Source organism: Streptomyces sp. WG5 (assembly GCF_049974565.1).
Lineage (GTDB): Bacteria > Actinomycetota > Actinomycetes > Streptomycetales > Streptomycetaceae > Streptomyces.
This window is the reverse complement of the sequence record NZ_JBNGGC010000001.1, coordinates 101,493-116,468: the sequence shown is the minus strand read 5'-3', so window position 1 is coordinate 116,468 and position 14,976 is coordinate 101,493. Positions and strand designations below refer to the sequence as shown.

General features: G+C 72.6%; 14 protein-coding genes. 8 read left to right on the top strand and 6 right to left on the bottom strand.

Going from position 1 to position 14,976, the window contains the following annotated elements; all coding sequences use genetic code 11:
• Window positions 1-189: 189 nt before the first annotated feature.
• Window positions 190-609, top strand: a complete 420-nt coding sequence (locus tag ACP4IX_RS00440; protein ID WP_426516690.1) for an SsgA family sporulation/cell division regulator — start codon at window positions 190-192, stop codon at window positions 607-609.
• A 61-nt stretch (window positions 610-670) separates the two neighbouring features.
• Here ACP4IX_RS00440 and ACP4IX_RS00435 read toward each other — a convergent pair whose 3' ends face one another.
• Window positions 671-2,125 (bottom strand): FAD-binding oxidoreductase, encoded by a 1,455-nt coding sequence (locus ACP4IX_RS00435; protein ID WP_426554405.1) that lies wholly within the window; start codon window positions 2,123-2,125, stop codon window positions 671-673.
• 91 nt (window positions 2,126-2,216) lie between these two features.
• On the opposite strand from ACP4IX_RS00435, the gene ACP4IX_RS00430 reads away from it, so the two are divergent.
• Window positions 2,217-3,614, top strand: coding sequence for a tetratricopeptide repeat protein (locus ACP4IX_RS00430; protein ID WP_426554404.1), 1,398 nt, complete (start codon window positions 2,217-2,219; stop codon window positions 3,612-3,614).
• A gap of 13 nt (window positions 3,615-3,627) precedes the next feature.
• Here ACP4IX_RS00430 and hppD read toward each other — a convergent pair whose 3' ends face one another.
• Window positions 3,628-4,773: a 4-hydroxyphenylpyruvate dioxygenase gene (gene hppD, locus ACP4IX_RS00425; protein ID WP_426516684.1), complete on the bottom strand. Its 1,146-nt coding sequence runs from the start codon at window positions 4,771-4,773 to the stop codon at window positions 3,628-3,630.
• A 124-nt stretch (window positions 4,774-4,897) separates the two neighbouring features.
• Between hppD and ACP4IX_RS00420 the strand changes: the two genes are divergently transcribed.
• The 5 genes from ACP4IX_RS00420 (at window position 4,898) to ACP4IX_RS00400 (ending at window position 9,318) form a co-directional block, all read left to right on the top strand.
• Window positions 4,898-5,380 (top strand): Lrp/AsnC family transcriptional regulator, encoded by a 483-nt coding sequence (locus ACP4IX_RS00420; protein ID WP_426516682.1) that lies wholly within the window; start codon window positions 4,898-4,900, stop codon window positions 5,378-5,380.
• Between the two features lie 27 nt (window positions 5,381-5,407).
• Entirely contained in the window at window positions 5,408-6,055 is a 648-nt protein-coding gene (locus ACP4IX_RS00415) for an ABC transporter permease (protein ID WP_426516680.1), read from the top strand.
• 13 nt (window positions 6,056-6,068) lie between these two features.
• A complete protein-coding gene (locus ACP4IX_RS00410; protein ID WP_426554403.1) occupies window positions 6,069-7,418 on the top strand; it encodes a betaine/proline/choline family ABC transporter ATP-binding protein in 1,350 nt (449 codons plus the stop codon).
• A gap of 128 nt (window positions 7,419-7,546) precedes the next feature.
• Entirely contained in the window at window positions 7,547-8,350 is an 804-nt protein-coding gene (locus tag ACP4IX_RS00405) for an ABC transporter permease (protein ID WP_426517243.1), read from the top strand.
• Window positions 8,347-9,318, top strand: coding sequence for a glycine betaine ABC transporter substrate-binding protein (locus tag ACP4IX_RS00400; protein WP_426554402.1), 972 nt, complete (start codon window positions 8,347-8,349; stop codon window positions 9,316-9,318). The genes ACP4IX_RS00405 and ACP4IX_RS00400 overlap by 4 nt, the downstream gene beginning before the upstream one ends.
• Window positions 9,319-9,373: 55 nt before the next feature.
• Here ACP4IX_RS00400 and ACP4IX_RS00395 read toward each other — a convergent pair whose 3' ends face one another.
• The 3 genes from ACP4IX_RS00395 to ACP4IX_RS00385 all read right to left on the bottom strand — a co-directional run bounded on the left by ACP4IX_RS00395 (window position 9,374) and on the right by ACP4IX_RS00385 (window position 13,063).
• Window positions 9,374-10,153 carry a S16 family serine protease gene (locus ACP4IX_RS00395; RefSeq protein WP_426516674.1) on the bottom strand — a complete coding sequence of 260 codons (780 nt, stop codon included), beginning with the start codon at window positions 10,151-10,153 and terminating at the stop codon, window positions 9,374-9,376.
• Window positions 10,154-10,298: 145 nt separating this feature from the next.
• Complete coding sequence (locus ACP4IX_RS00390; protein WP_426516672.1) at window positions 10,299-10,964, bottom strand: IclR family transcriptional regulator; 666 nt, start codon at window positions 10,962-10,964, stop codon at window positions 10,299-10,301.
• Window positions 10,965-11,266: 302 nt separating this feature from the next.
• Window positions 11,267-13,063, bottom strand: a complete 1,797-nt coding sequence (locus ACP4IX_RS00385) for a DEAD/DEAH box helicase (RefSeq protein ID WP_426516670.1) — start codon at window positions 13,061-13,063, stop codon at window positions 11,267-11,269.
• A gap of 436 nt (window positions 13,064-13,499) precedes the next feature.
• Here ACP4IX_RS00385 and ACP4IX_RS00380 point away from each other — a divergent pair, with 436 nt between their 5' ends.
• Entirely contained in the window at window positions 13,500-13,769 is a 270-nt protein-coding gene (locus ACP4IX_RS00380) for a hypothetical protein (RefSeq protein ID WP_426516668.1), read from the top strand.
• A gap of 129 nt (window positions 13,770-13,898) precedes the next feature.
• Here ACP4IX_RS00380 and ACP4IX_RS00375 read toward each other — a convergent pair whose 3' ends face one another.
• The gene (locus ACP4IX_RS00375; protein ID WP_426554401.1) at window positions 13,899-14,951 is read right to left on the bottom strand and encodes an SUKH-4 family immunity protein; all 1,053 of its coding nucleotides are present in this window, start codon (window positions 14,949-14,951) and stop codon (window positions 13,899-13,901) included.
• Window positions 14,952-14,976: the final 25 nt, after the last annotated feature.

Sequence of the window (14,976 nt, the reverse complement as noted above, 5' to 3'; positions counted from 1 at the left end):
ATCCGCACCGCCGGTCCCGCCGGACCCGCCCCTTTCCGGGCAACCTCGTGCATGGATCTTCACTCCGGGGACAGAGGGGGGAGAAAAGTTCCGCGAACCCGCGTAACGCTCGCGGCCCCCGCCGTTCTCCTTCGTGCGGGCCCGCTCCAGGCGGCCCGTGCGGACCCGTACGAGAGAGGACACCCGGCCATGCGCCCCCACCCCACCGTCGTGGAACGCGAACTGGAGTTGCGGCTCATCCTGTCGCCCGAGCGCGGCATCCCGGTACCGGCCCTGCTCGGCTACCACACCGACGACCCGTACGCCGTCCACGTCACCTTCCACATCGGCTCCGCGCAGCCGGTGCACTGGACGTTCGCCCGCGATCTGCTGGTGGAGGGGGTGTTCCGGCCGTGCGGGCACGGGGACGTGCGGGTGTGGCCGTCGAAGGCGCGGGGCCGCGGCGTCGTGCTGATGGCGCTGAGCAGCCCCGACGGGGACGCCCTCCTGGAGGCGCCGACGGCACAGGTGTCGGCCTGGCTGGAGCGGACCCTGCGGGCGGTGCCGCCGGGCACCGAGGACGGGCAGTCCGGCATCGACGACGGGCTGGCCGAGCTGCTCGCCCGGTGAGGGGCGGCGCGACGCGCGGAGCACCGCGCCGGAGCGGCTCGCCGGGTCTCAGAGGCCGTTCTCAGAAGAGCTTGCCGGGGTTGAGGATGCCCAGCGGGTCGAATGCCTGCTTGACGGACCGCTGCATCTCCAGGCCCACCGGGCCGATCTCCCGTGCCAGCCACTCCTTCTTCAGGACGCCCACGCCGTGCTCGCCGGTGATGGTGCCGCCGAGTTCCAGGCCGAGGGCCATGATCTCGTCGAAGGACTCGCGGGCCCGCCGGGACTCGTCGGGGTCGGCCGCGTCGAAGCAGACCGTGGGGTGGGTGTTGCCGTCGCCCGCGTGGGCGCAGACCCCGATGGTGAGGCCGTACTTCGCCGCGACGCGTTCGATGCCCTCCAGCATGTCGCCGAGCCGGGAGCGGGGCACGCACACGTCGTCGATCATCGTCGTGCCCTTGACGGCTTCGAGGGCGGTGAGGGACAGGCGGCGGGCCTGGAGGAGGAGCTCGGACTCGGCCGCGTCGTCGGCGGGGACCACCTGCGTGGCACCGGCGGCCTCGCACAGCGCGCCGACGGCGGCGAGGTCGGCGGTCGGGTCGGCGGTGTCGAAGGCGGCGAGCAGGAGCGCCTCGGTGGTCTCCGGCAGACCCATGTGGGCGAGGTCGTTCACCGCCTTGACGGTCGTACGGTCCATCAGTTCGAGGAGGGACGGCACGTGCCCGCCCTCCATGATCCGGCAGATCGCGTCGCAGGCGGCGGTCGCGGAGGAGAACTCGGCGGCCAGCACGAGCTGCTCGGGCGGCTTGGGGCGCAGGGCGAGGACGGCCCGTACGACGATGCCGAGGGAGCCCTCGGAGCCGACGAACAGGCGGGTGAGGTCGTACCCGGCGACGCCCTTGGCGGTGCGGCGGCCGGTGGACATCAGGCGGCCGTCGGCGAGGACGACGTCGAGGCCGAGGACGTACTCGGCGGTCACCCCGTACTTGACGCAGCACAGGCCGCCGGAGGCGGTGCCGATGTTGCCGCCGATGGTGCACGTCTCCCAGCTGGAGGGGTCGGGAGGGTAGTACAGGCCGTGTTCGTGCACCGCGCGGGAGAGCGTCGCGTTGACGACGCCCGGTTCGACGACGGCGACGCGGTCGACCGGGTTGATCTCCAGGATGCGGTCCATCCGGGTCAGGGAGAGCACGACGCAGCCGTCGGTGGCGTTGGCCGCGCCGGACAGGCCGGTGCGGGCACCCTGCGGGACGACGGGGACGCGCAGCTCGGTGGCGGTGCGCATGACGTGCTGGACGTCCTCCACGGTGCGCGGCAGGACGACCACGGCGGGGGCGCCGGCCGGGCAGAAGCTCGCCATGTCGTTGGCGTAGGAGGCGGTGACGTCGGGGTCGGTGAGGACGGCCTCGGCGGGGAGGCCGGCGAGCAGCCGGTCGACGAGCGTGCCGGAGGCCGCGGTGGCCGGGTCCGCCGTGGCCGGGTCCGCCGTGGCTGCGTCGTCTTCGTCGCGAGGCGCTTCGATACGGCTCATGATCACAGGTTGGCACTCGGGGCCATCGGTGTGAACCCCGTCGACGGCATCCTCGCAAGCCCGAGTGTGGTTGTCATATGGGCGCACAGTAGGCGTCATGCAGATCGAACACGGGCGGCGAGCCCGCCGCCGCCGGGTGCTGATCGCCTGCGGCGCCGGGGCGGCCGTACTCGGCGGGGTCCTGGTGCTGCTGCCACGGGGCGCGGGTGACGCGCCACCGCCCGCGCCGGGGCCGGCCGCGCTGGCGCGGGGCGCGGTGACCACGGGGACGCCGGCCGCGCTGGGGGACCTGGCGGTGCTGATCGGCGACCGGGAGAAGCACCTGCGGGCGCATCCGCTGGACGGGGCGTCGTGGGCGGTGCTGGGGGCGGCGTACGTCGAGCGGGGCCGGCGGACGGCGGACACCGCGAACTGGCCGAAGGCCGAGAAGGCGCTGCGCACCTCGCTGAAGGTCGGGTCGGAGCGCAATCCGCAGGCCCTGGAGGGGCTGGCGGCGCTGTCGGTGGCGCGGCGGGACTTCCCCGCGGCGAAGAAGTGGGGGGAGAGCGCGGTGAAGGCGGCGCCGAAGCGGTGGACGGCGCACGCGGTGCTGATCGACGCGTACACGGGGCTCGGCGACCACGAGGGCGTGGGGCGGGCCCTGGACAAGGTGATGGAGCTGCGCCCGGACACGCCCGCCGTGGGGGCGCGGGCCGCGGCGGTCTACCGGGACCGGGGCTGGCGGGAGGACGCGGCGGCCCGGATCTCGGACGCGGCGGCGGCGGCCGGGACGCCGGCCGAGCGGGCGGCGTATCTGGAGCAGGCGGGGCGGCTGGCGTTCGAGCGCGGGGACCGCCAGGAGGCGCTGCGGTTCTTCCAGGAGGCGCTGCGCACCGACCCCGACCAGCGGGCCGCGCAGGCCGGGCAGGGGCGGGCGCTGGCGTCACTGGGCCGGACGACGGACGCGCTGTCGGCGTACCAGGCGGCGCTCGTCAAGCGCCCCGGCCCGGAGTACGCCCTGGAGCTGGGCGAGTTGTACGAGTCGCTGGGCCTCGGGCAGGCCGCGCGGGTCCAGTACGACCTGCTGCGGGAGCGGGTGCGGGCGGCCGAGGCGGCCGGGGGCGACGAGCAGCTGGTGCTGGGCCGGTTCGAGGCGGACCACGGGGACCCGGCGTCGGCGGTGCGGCGGCTGCGGGCGGAGTGGGGGCGGCAGCCGGGGACGGCGGTGGCCGACGCGCTGGGCTGGGCGCTGCACCGGGCCGGTGAGCACGGGGAGGCGCTGGAGTTCGCGACGATCGCGACGGACGGCGACAAGGGCGGCGGGGTGCGCAGCGCGCTGTACGTGTTCCACCGGGGGGTGATCGAGAAGGAGCTGGGGCGGTACGGGCCCGCGCGGCGGCATCTGCGGGAGGCGCTGATGATCAACCCGTACTTCTCGCCGCTGTGGGCGCCCGAGGCGGAGCGGGCGCTGACGGAGCTGGGCGAGCCCTCCGTGGAGGACCCGCCCGGCGCCTAGGCCGGCCCGGCCGTCAGAGGTTGCCGCGCTTGGCCTGCTCGCGTTCGATCGCCTCGAACAGGGCCTTGAAGTTGCCCTTGCCGAAGCCCATCGAGCCGTGCCGTTCGATGAGTTCGAAGAAGACGGTCGGGCGGTCCTGGACCGGCTTGGTGAAGATCTGCAGCAGGTAGCCGTCCTCGTCGCGGTCGACGAGGATCTTCAGCTCGCGCAGCGTCTCCACGGGGACGCGCGTCTCGCCCGCCCACTCGCCGAGCGTGTCGTAGTACGAGTCGGGCGTGTCCAGGAACCGGACGCCGTTCGCCTTCATCGTGCGTACGGTCTGGACGATGTCGTTGGTGTTCAGCGCGATGTGCTGGACGCCCGCGCCGCCGTAGAACTCCAGGTACTCGTCGATCTGGGACTTCTTCTTGGCGACGGCGGGCTCGTTGATCGGGAACTTGACCTTGAGCGTGCCGTCGGCGACGACCTTGGACATCAGCGCGCTGTACTCGGTGGCGATGTCGTCGCCCACGAACTCCTTCATGTTCGTGAAGCCCATGACCTTGTTGTAGAAGCCGACCCATTCGTTCATGCGGCCGAGTTCGACGTTGCCGACGCAGTGGTCGACGGCCTGGAAGGTGCGCTGCGCGGGCGGCTCGACCATCGGCTCGGCGGCGGTGTAGCCGGGCAGGTAGGGGCCGTCGTAGCCGGTGCGCTCGACGAGGGTGTGGCGGGTCTCGCCGTACGTGGCGATGGCGGCGAGGACGACGGTGCCGTGCTCGTCCTTGACCTCGTACGGCTCGGCGAGCGAGCGGGCGCCGTGCTCGACGGCGTAGGCGTGGGCGGCGCGCGCGTCCGGGACCTCGATGGCGAGGTCGACGACGCCGTCGCCGTGCTCGGCGACGTGCCGGGTGAGGAACTCGCCCCACTCGGTGGCCGGCTTGATGACGGAGGTGAGGACGAAGCGGGCGGAGCCGTTCTCCAGGACGTAGCTCGCGGTCTCGCGGCTGCCGTTCTCCGGTCCGGAGTAGGCGACCAGCGTCATGCCGAAGGCGGTGGAGTAGTAGTGCGCCGCCTGCTTGGCGTTGCCCACGGCGAAGACGACCGCGTCCATTCCCTTGACCGGGAAGGGGTCGGCCTGCCGGGCGGTGTCGGGAGTGTGGTGTGTGGTCTGCGTCATAGCCGCAGCGTCTCCCGCGTCTGCAAGGTGCGCAATAGTTCGCGCGTTCACTGGGCAACCTGACCAGTGACACGCCGGTGAGGGCGGGCGATCTGTACAGGATGACCAGCCGAGGGGGACGGGAATGGCGATCGACCGACTGGACGGGCGGATCATCGGGCTGCTGGCGCGGGAGCCGCGGATCGGGGTGCTGGAGATGTCCCGGCGGCTCGGGGTGGCGCGCGGCACCGCGCAGGCGCGCCTCGACCGGCTTCAGTCGAACGGAGTCATCCGCGGATTCGGTCCCGAGGTGGACCCGGCGGCGCTCGGCTACCCGGTGACCGCGTTCGCGACGCTGGAGATCCGGCAGGGCCAAGGGGCCGACGTACGGGCCCACTTGACGACCGTGCCGGAGGTGCTGGAGCTGCACACCACCACCGGCACGGGGGACATGCTGTGCCGGCTGGTGGCCCGCTCGAACGCCGATCTCCAGCGGGTGATCGACCGGGTCGTCGGTTTTGATGGCATCGTCCGGGCCGCCACGGCGATCGTCATGGAGAACCCCGTTCCGCTGCGGATCATCCCGCTGGTGGAGCAGGCGGCCCGCGACAACGGCAGCAACGACTGAGACCCGCCGACCCGGAGGTGAGCGCACGTGAACTTCTGGGAGTTCCTGGGCAGCCGCCACCAGCAGTTGCTCACCGACGCCTACCAGCACGCCAGCGCGGTGTTCCAGTGCATGGTCGTCGCGACGCTGCTCGGGGTGCTGATCGGCGTCGCCACCTACCGCAGCGAGTGGGCGGGGAACCTGGCGACCCTGACCACGTCGACCATCCTGACCATCCCGTCGCTGGCCATGATCGGCCTGCTCATCCCGGTGGTGGGCCTCGGTGTGCCGCCGACGGTGACCGCGCTGGTCCTGTACGGGCTGCTGCCCATCGTGCGCAACGCGATCGTCGGTCTGCGCGGCGTCGACCCGGCGCTGGTGGACGCGGCCAAGGGCATCGGGATGTCGGGTCCGGCCCGGCTGCTGAAGGTGGAGCTGCCGCTGGCCTGGCCGCCGATCCTCACCGGGATCCGGGTCTCGACGCAGATGCTGATGGGCATCGCCGCGATCGCCGCCTACGCCTCCGGCCCCGGGCTCGGCAACGAGATCTTCCGCGGGATCGCCTCGCTGGGCAGCAAGAACGCGCTCAACCAGGTCCTCGCGGGCACGCTCGGGATCATCGTCCTGGCGCTGCTGTTCGACGCCGCGTACGTCCTGCTCGGACGGCTGACCATTCCGAGGGGGATCCGTGTCTGAGACAGGAGGGTCCATGTCCGGGACAGGAGGATCCAGATCCGGGACCGGGGGGTCCGGGGCAGGAGGGGCCAGGTCCGGGACAGGGGGGTCCACGGCCGGGGCAGGGGCGTCCAGGTCCGGGAACGGTCAGGGCGCCACCACCGGCGCGACCATCGAGCTGGACTGCCTCACCAAGCGCTACCCCGGCAACCCGCGGCCGGCCGTCGAGAACGTGTCGATGGAGATCGGGGCGGGCGAAACGGTGATCTTCGTCGGCCCCTCGGGCTGCGGGAAGTCCACCACCCTGAAGATGATCAACCGGCTGATCGAGCCCAGCGGCGGACGCATCCGCATCAACGGCGAGGACGTCACCGACATCGACCCGGTGAAACTGCGCCGCAAGGTCGGCTACGCGATCCAGGCGTCCGGGCTCTTCCCGCACATGACCGTCGCCCAGAACATCGCGCTGGTGCCGAAGATGATCGGCTGGCCGAAGGCGCGGATCCGGTCGCGGGTGGAGGAGATGCTCGACCTGGTGGGGCTGGACGCCGGGGAGTTCCACGGCCGCTACCCGCGCCAGCTGTCCGGCGGCCAGCAGCAGCGGGTGGGCGTGGCGCGGGCGCTGGCGGCCGATCCGCCGGTGCTGCTGATGGACGAGCCGTTCGGCGCGGTGGACCCGATCACCCGGGACCACCTCCAGGACGAGCTGATCCGGCTCCAGCGCGAGCTGCACAAGACGATCGTGTTCGTCACCCACGACTTCGACGAGGCGATCAAACTGGGCGACCGGATCGCCGTCCTGCGCGAGCGCTCCCACATCGCGCAGTTCGACACCCCGGAGGCCATCCTCACCAACCCGGCGGACGACTTCGTCTCCGGTTTCGTGGGCGCCGGGGCGGCGCTGAAGCGGCTGAACCTGACCCGCGTGCGGGACGTGGGGGTCACCGACTACCCGACGGTGACCGTGGAGGACCCGCTCCAGCACATCTTCGACCGGCTGCGGGCGGCCGGCACCAACGAGATCCTGCTCCTCGACCGGCGCGGGCGGCCGTACAAGTGGCTCCGGCGTGGCGACCTGATGCGGGCCAAGGGGTCGCTGGCACGGGCCGGGACGCTGGTGCACGACACGGTGACCGGGGACGCGACGCTGCGGGACGCGCTGGAGGCGGTGCTCACCGACAACGCCGGGCGGGTCGCGGTCACCGGGCGGCGCGGCCAGTACGAGGGCGTCGTCGACATGGAGACGCTGATGAACTCCGTGCACGAGCTGCTGGAGGCCGACCGGCTCGACGCGCTGGAGCACCAGCACGACCTGGAGGAGGCCCGGGCCGACCAGACCCATGCCGAGCAGGAGGGCTTCGGAGGGGACGGGACCACAGCGTGAGCACCTCTTCCTCCGGCCCCTCCGGCCCCTCCGGCCCTTCCCGGGGCTCCTCCCGGGGCTCGTCCCGGGGCTCCTCCCGCGGCCCGTCGTCCGGCCGGCGGCCCGAGGGCGAGCTCGAGGTCAGGGGGATCGCCTACCGCGACGAGGGCGAGGCGGAGTACGAGCCGCGCCCGCCGTCGCCGGCCGCGACGAGGCGGCGGGTCGGCTGGCGGAAGCTGACCTTCCTGCCCGCGGTCCTGGTCGCCCTGCTGCTGGCCACCTGGCTGTGGTTCCGGCAGGCCGACCTGGACGCGCTGAGCGAGAACGCCCTGTCGGGCGGCCAGGTCACCAAGGCCCTGTGGCAGCACGTCCAGCTGACCGTGATCTCCACCTTCTTCGTGCTGATCATCGCCATCCCGCTGGGCGTCCTGCTCACCCGCCGGGCGTTCCGGAAGGCCACGCCGGTGGCGATGGCCTTCGCCAACATGGGGCAGGCGACCCCGGCGATCGGCCTGCTGGCGCTGCTGGTGATCTGGCTGGGCATCGGCCGCCGCGCCGCCCTGATCGGCATCATCATCTACGCCGTCCTGCCCGTGCTCTCCAACACGATCGCGGGCCTGAAGGCGAACGACCCCACGCTGCTGGAGGCGGCCCGCGGCATCGGCATGTCCCCGCTGGGCGTGCTCACCCGTGTGGAACTGCCGCTGGCCGTGCCGCTGATCCTGGCCGGCGTGCGCACGGCCCTCGTGCTGAACGTCGGTACGGCGACCCTGGCGACCTTCGGCGGAGGCGGCGGCCTCGGGGTGCTGATCACCACCGGTATCACCAGCCAGCGCATGCCGGTGCTGGTGCTGGGCTCGGTCCTCACCGTGGCCCTGGCGCTGCTGGTGGACTGGCTGGCCTCGCTCGCCGAACTGCTGCTGCGCCCGCGCGGGCTGGAGGCGGGGACATGAGAGGGCGTACGTGTGTGCTGCTGGCCGCCTCGATCCTGGTCGGGGCCGCCGCGGGCTGCGGCCTGACCAGCGGCTCCCCCATGGTCGACGACGTCGGGCCCGGCACCATCGGCAAGGGCCGGCCGCTGGAGGGCGCCGACCTCACCGTCACCTCCAAGGAGTTCACCGAGCAGCTGATCCTCGGCGCGATCATGGGCATCGCCTTCGAGGCGGCCGGCGCGGAGGTGCTCGACCGCACCGGCATCCAGGGCTCCGTCGGCACCCGCGCGGCGGTCGAGAACGGCGACGCCGACGCCACGTACGAGTACACGGGCACCGCCTGGATCACGTACCTGGGCCACACCAGGCCGATTCCCGACCCGCGGCAGCAGTGGGAGGCGGTCCGCGACGCCGACGCGGAGAACGGGCTGACGTGGCTGCCGCCGGCGCCGATGAACAACACCTACGCGCTGGCGATGAACCGGGCCAACCACGGGAAGTACGGCACGAACACGCTGTCGGAGGTCGCCGAGCTGTCGAAGTCCGACCCCGGCGCGGTGACGCTGTGCGTGGAGGGCGAGTTCGCCAACCGCGCGGACGGGCTGCCGGGGCTGGAGAAAACGTACGGCATGGACATCCCGGCCGGGAACATCACGCAGATGGACACCGGCATCATCTACACGCAGACCGCGAAGGGCGCCTGCACCTACGGCGAGGTGTTCACCACCGACGGGCGGATCAAGTCCATGAACCTGGTGGTGATGGAGGACGACAAGAAGTTCTTCCCGAACTACAACGCGGCGCCCATGGTCAGGACCGAGACCCTGGAGAAGTGGCCGGCGATCCGGTCCGTCCTGGACCCGGTCACCAAGGCGCTGACCAACGACGTCGCGCAGACCCTGAACGCGAAGGTCGACGTGGACGGCGAGGACCCGCACCACGTGGCGCTGGACTGGATGACCGAGAAGGGCTTCGTGAAGGAGAACTGAGCGGCGCCCGCCCCAGCAGGCCGGCTTCGTGAAGGAGAACCGAGCGGCGCCCGCCTCAGCAGGCCGGGACCTCGCCCTTGCCCGTCCTCAGGGCCTCGAGCGAGTCGACCGCCCCCTTCAGGGTGGTGACCGGGATCAGGCGGAGCCCCTTCGGCAGCTCGGCCTGCGCGTCGGAGCACTCCGCCTTGGGCACCAGGAAGACGGTGGCCCCGTCCCGCCGTGCGGCCTGCGTCTTCAGCGGCACACCGCCCACGGCGCCGACCTTGCCGCCGGTGGTGATCGTGCCGGTCCCGGCGATGACCTTGCCGCCGGTGAGGTCGCCGGCGCGCAGCTTGTCGACGATGCCGAGGGAGAACAGCAGGCCGGCGCTGGGACCGCCGACGTCCTCGAGGCGCAGCTCGACGTCGACGTCCGACGCGTCGAGCTTCAGGTAGCCCAACGCGGCCGTGGTCGCCGCGTCCTGGGACTCCTTCATCTGCTCCTCGTTGTACTCCTCGATCTCCTCGACGTCGTCGCCGCTCGGGTAGACGGCGTCGCGCGGCATGACCGCGCGCTCGGTGCCGAACCAGCTGTCGACCACGTCGCCGAGGCGGACGTCGGCGTCCGGGCCGGTCGCCTCGATCGTCGTCATCCGCAGCTGGCCGCTCGTGTCGTGCGTCGGCGCGCCCTTGATCGTGATCACGGGCGCGCCCTGGTTCTCCCCCAGCACGTCGGCCGTCAGGCCCGGCTGCGCCACGGAGAACGGCAACGGCGCGAACACGGCGACGGCGAGCACTGCCACGACGGGCAGCGCACAGACGGCGAGGGCCTGGGGACGCGTGAGACGAGAGAGCACGGAGTCAATCTAACGTGACGCTCCTGCCGCCCGGGTGCGGGCATCGCGCGTCGGCGCCGGGAACGGGTGGGGCGCGCCCGCGGGCCGGGCCCGCGGGCCGGGCAGCCCGGCCGGAACCGGGTACCGCCGCGCGGGACGGGCGCTGCTAGCGCAACGCCTCCGCCACCTCGCGCGCCGCGTCCATCACCCGCGCCCCCACCCGCTCCGGCACCACGTCGGACAGCATCACCACGCCGACGCTGCCCTCCACTCCCGTCACCCCGAGGAGCGGTGCGGCGGCCCCGCAGGCGCCCGCCTCCAGCTCCCCGTGGGTGAGGGTGAACCCGGGCCCGTCCACCGCCTCGCCGGTACCGGCCCCCTGCGTATGCTGCCGGGCGGAGAGGATCGCCTTGCCCGCGGCCCCCCGCTCCAGCGGATGCCGGAAGCCCGCCCGGTAGGCCACGTGGTAGTCCGTCCAGGTCGGCTCGACGACGGCCACGGCCAGCGCCTCCGCCCCGTCGACCAGCGTCAGGTGGGCCGTCGCCCCGATGTCCTCGGCCAGCGCGCGCAGCGCGGGCATCGCCGCCTCGCGCACCAGCGGGTGCACCTGGCGGCCGAGTCCCAGCACGCCGAGCCCGACCCGGGCGCGTCCGCCCAGGTCACGGCGGACGAGTGCGTGCTGCTCCAGCGTGGCGAGCAACCGGTACACAACGGTCCGGTTCACGCCCAGTTTGTGGGATAGCTCGGTGACGGTCAGCCCGTGGTCCGTATCGGCGAGCAGTTTGAGGACGCGCAGTCCCCGGTCGAGCGTCTGAGAGGTCTCCGCGGTCACGACGCCCACTCCTTAGTGGTGAGGTCGGCGGCCCCCTCGCGGGTGGTGCGTCACCGAGTCCCGTCAGTGACGCGCTTCAGAGGCCGCCGATCGGCTGACGGCCCGGCCTTGTGCCCGGGCCCAGTCGCTTCACGGCTGCGCTCCGCGGCGGCGCTGCCACGGGGCGTGTGCGTAGCGGGACAGTAACGACCAGGTCCGCTCAGCGGAAGGCTCCGTCCAGAATCCGGGCGGTGACCGGTGTGGACTACCTGTGTTTGTCCCGATACGTACAGCACACGCCTGTGCCGCGCACGCCCCGCCCGTCACTTCATGCGCGTGGCCCACTCCCGCATCTTGTCGATGCGCTGGCGCAGCTGTCCGGCGGTGGCCTCGGCGCTGGCCGGGCCGCCGCACACCCGGCGCAGTTCGGTGTGGATCACGCCGTGCGGCTTGCCGCTCTGGTGGACGTAGGCGCCGACCATGGTGTTGAGCTGCTTGCGCAGCTCCATCAGTTCCTTGTGCGAGACCACCGGCCGCCGCTCGGCGGGCAGTTCGAGCAGGTCTGCCTCGTCGTCGGGCTTCCTGCGGCTGTGCGCGATCTGCCGGGCCTGCCGCTTCTGGAGCAGCAGCTGCACCTGGTCGGGCTCCAGCAGTCCCGGGATGCCGAGGTAGTCCTGCTCCTCCTCGCTGCCCGGGTGGGCCTGCATGCCGAACTCGGCGCCGTTGTACATGACCCGGTCGAAGGTGGCCTCGGACTCCAGCGCCTCGAAGGAGAACTGCTCCTGCTCGCCGGTGTCCTCGTCCTGCTCCCGGTTCGCCTCGTCCATCTCCTTCTCGGACTCGGCGTACGGGTCCTCCTCGCCCTCCTTCTTGGGCCTGTCGAGGACGTGGTCGCGCTCGCGCTCCATCTCGTTGGCGAAGGTGAGCAGGTCGGGCACGGTCGGCAGGAAGACGGAGGCGGTCTCGCCGCGCCGCCTGGACCGTACGAAACGGCCGACGGCCTGGGCGAAGAACAGCGGCGTGGAGATGGTGGTGGCGTACACGCCGACCGCGAGGCGGGGCACGTCGACGCCCTCGGACACCATGCGGACAGCGACCATCCACCGGTCGGTGTTCGCGCTGAAGTCGTCGATGTTCTTCGACGCGCCGGTGTCGTCGGACAGGACGACGGTGGCCTTGCTGCCGGTGATCTCGCGGATCAGCTTGGCGTAGGCGCGGGCGGAGTCCTGGTCGGCGGCGATGACGAGGGCGCCGGCGTCCGGGATGGCCTTCCTGACCTCGGTGAGCCGCTGGTCGGCGGCGCGCAGCACGGCGGGCATCCACTCGCCGCGCGGGTCCAGCGCGGTGCGCCAGGCCTGGCTGACGGCGTCCTTGGTCATGGGTTCGCCGAGCCGGGCGGCGATCTCGTCGCCCGCCTTGGTGCGCCAGCGCATGTTGCCGCTGTAGCTCATGAAGATGACCGGGCGGACGACGCCGTCGGCGAGCGCGGAGCCGTACCCGTAGGTGTAGTCGGCGGCGGAGCGCCGGATGCCGTCGTTGCCCTCCTCGTACGTCACGAAGGGGATCGGGTTGGTGTCCGACCGGAACGGCGTACCGGTCAGCGCGAGGCGCCGGGTGGCCGGCTCGAACGCCTCCAGGCAGGCCTCGCCCCAGGACTTGGAGTCACCGGCGTGGTGGATCTCGTCGAGGATGACGAGGGTCTTGCGCTGCTCGACGCGGTTGCGGTGCAGCATGGGGCGCACGCCGACGCCGGCGTAGGTGATGGCGATGCCGTGGTACTCGCGGCTGAGCGGGCCGGCGCTGTACTCCGGGTCGAGCTTGATCCCTATCCGCGCCGCGGCCTCGGCCCACTGCTTCTTCAGGTGCTCGGTCGGCGCGACGACGGTCACCTGCTGCACGACGTGGTGGTGCAGCAGCCAGGACGCCAACGTCAGGGCGAAGGTGGTCTTTCCGGCGCCGGGGGTGGCGACCGCCAGGAAGTCCCGGGGCTGCTCCTGGAGGTACTTCTCCATCGCCCCCTGCTGCCAGGCCCGCAGCTTGCTGGCGGTGCCCCACGGGGCACGGCCGGGGAAGGCCGGGGACAGGTGGTGCGAGGTGCTGGAGCTGGCGGTGGTAGTCACGGTCTCCGAAGGGGGTAGAGCGGTCGGCCACGTATGACAACCGGGCCACCCTACCGGCGCCCGGACGCGATCGACGCTCCCACCGGGGCGGCTCGCCCCCGGGTGGGACCGACGTCACAGTCGCCTGTTCCCGTCGACGAGCGCGTCGTCGCGGGCGAGGGACTCCCTCGCGGCCGCGGGCCTCCCCCCGGACGTCCGGCAGGCCTCCTGGCCGGACACGCCGGCCCGGGGCCGAGCCGGCGCCGACGCCACCCGCTCGGAGCAATACCGCCCCCAGTGGCCCTTCGTTCACCACTCGGTGACGCGCACGGACCGGGTGCCTCGCGGAAATCGGTGTCCGCACGGACAGGGAATCCCGTGAACGCGTACGGGCGGTCGGCTGTGCAGCCCTCCATCGAGGCACCGACACGGAAATCCCCCGGAAGGCAGGACGACCATGAAGTTCAGGAACGCCATCGCCTGCACGTTCGCCGCCCTGGCCGTCGCCGGCGGTACCGCCTCGACCGCACAGGCGGCCGACGACGACACGGCGAAGTTCGACAACAGTGAGCAGGTCCTCAGCTGCGACGTCATCGAGATCATCGACCAGCCGAACCTCGGGCCCGCGGACAACAACATCGACTGCTCCCGGAACAACAAGGAGGAGGAGACCACGTTGACGCACATGGTGGGCGAGGTGCTCCTCCCCCAGCATCAGCAGCGCTGATCACGCGGCTCGTCCGGTCACGCGGCACGTCCGGTCACGCGGGCCGTCCGTCCTTCCCACCGGGGCCGGCCGCCCGCCTGTTCCCGGCTGTGGGCTCCGCCGCGCCGGACGGCCTCCCGGCAGCGTCCGCTACGCGCACGGCCCGCCGCCCGCGCGGTCCTCGAACATGCCCGGCCAGGAGCACCAGTCGTCGTCCGCCGGCGTCGTGCGGCCGACCGGGTCGCGGGTGAGGGTGTCCACGGCGGCCCAGGTGCGGATCATGGTGTCGGCCAGTCGCCCGTAGGCGTCGGTCAGCTCGTGTTCCACGTCCCGTGCCTTCTGGCGGTGGAGCAGCCACAGGGTGAACGCGAGCGTGGAGACGTCGGTGCTGAGCGGGCGCGGGGCGGACTCGCCCTCGCTCCAGGACAGGACCTCGCCCGTGGCGCCGTCGACGACGAGGCCGGCGCCCCCGGCCAGGCAGCCGAGGCGTACCAGGCGCTCCGCTCCGCGTGGCAGGGGCGCACGGCGGGGGGCGTCGTCGGCCCGGTACTCCTCCAGCGTCGGCAGCGGCACGTCCGTGTCCGGGGAGAACCACGGGCCGCCCTCCGGCAGGCCCACCCGCCGCAGGAAGCGGCGGGTCGGCTCGTGCGTGAGCGCGGCCGGGAAGTCGATCTCCTCGAAACGGACGATCGCCGCCGCGCCGCACTCCTCGTCCAGGAGGCGGGGCGGCAGGTCCAGCGTCAGGCCGGACCGCCCGCCAGGACCCGCCGCCGGGGCCAGCGGACGGATGAGGGCCGCCGTCCTGCGCGGCGGGGCCGGTTCGGTGCCCGCATCCCCCTCCTCGAAGGCCGCGAGCAACCGGCGGGACGCCTCCGTCGCGGCCCGCGGCCCGTGACGGTCCACGTAGGAGGCGAACTGACCGCGCAGGTCCGCCAGTTCGTCCACGGCCGCGGCGCAGCCGGCCAGTGCCCGCAGTACGGGCGCGAGAGGCGCGCGGTCCCTCGGGGCCGGGCGGTCGCAGCGGACGTACGGCGTCGGGAGGTCGCCCGTCGCACCGTCCGGCAGGCCCCGGTCGGCCGCCGTGCCGCCGCGTCCCGGCAGCTCCCCCGTCAGCAGCCGGTCGCGCGGCTCCTCGGCCGGCCGGCGGCGCGACAGGCCGTGCGTGACGTACGGGTCGAGCTGAACCTCGGCCAGTGTGATCATCGTTCCCCCGTGCGTGCCGTCCGTC

Bases quoted from the DNA above. Each gene is read 5' to 3' on its own strand.
- ACP4IX_RS00440 (WP_426516690.1), top strand. From the start codon at position 190: ATGCGCCCCCACCCCACCGTCGTGGAACGCGAACTGGAGTTGCGGCTC.
- ACP4IX_RS00430 (WP_426554404.1), top strand. From the start codon at position 2,217: ATGCAGATCGAACACGGGCGGCGAGCCCGCCGCCGCCGGGTGCTGATC.
- hppD (WP_426516684.1), bottom strand. From the start codon at position 4,773: ATGACGCAGACCACACACCACACTCCCGACACCGCCCGGCAGGCCGAC.
- ACP4IX_RS00420 (WP_426516682.1), top strand. From the start codon at position 4,898: ATGGCGATCGACCGACTGGACGGGCGGATCATCGGGCTGCTGGCGCGG.
- ACP4IX_RS00410 (WP_426554403.1), top strand. From the start codon at position 6,069: ATGTCCGGGACAGGAGGATCCAGATCCGGGACCGGGGGGTCCGGGGCA.
- ACP4IX_RS00400 (WP_426554402.1), top strand. From the start codon at position 8,347: ATGAGAGGGCGTACGTGTGTGCTGCTGGCCGCCTCGATCCTGGTCGGG.
- ACP4IX_RS00380 (WP_426516668.1), top strand. From the start codon at position 13,500: ATGAAGTTCAGGAACGCCATCGCCTGCACGTTCGCCGCCCTGGCCGTC.
- ACP4IX_RS00375 (WP_426554401.1), bottom strand. From the start codon at position 14,951: ATGATCACACTGGCCGAGGTTCAGCTCGACCCGTACGTCACGCACGGC.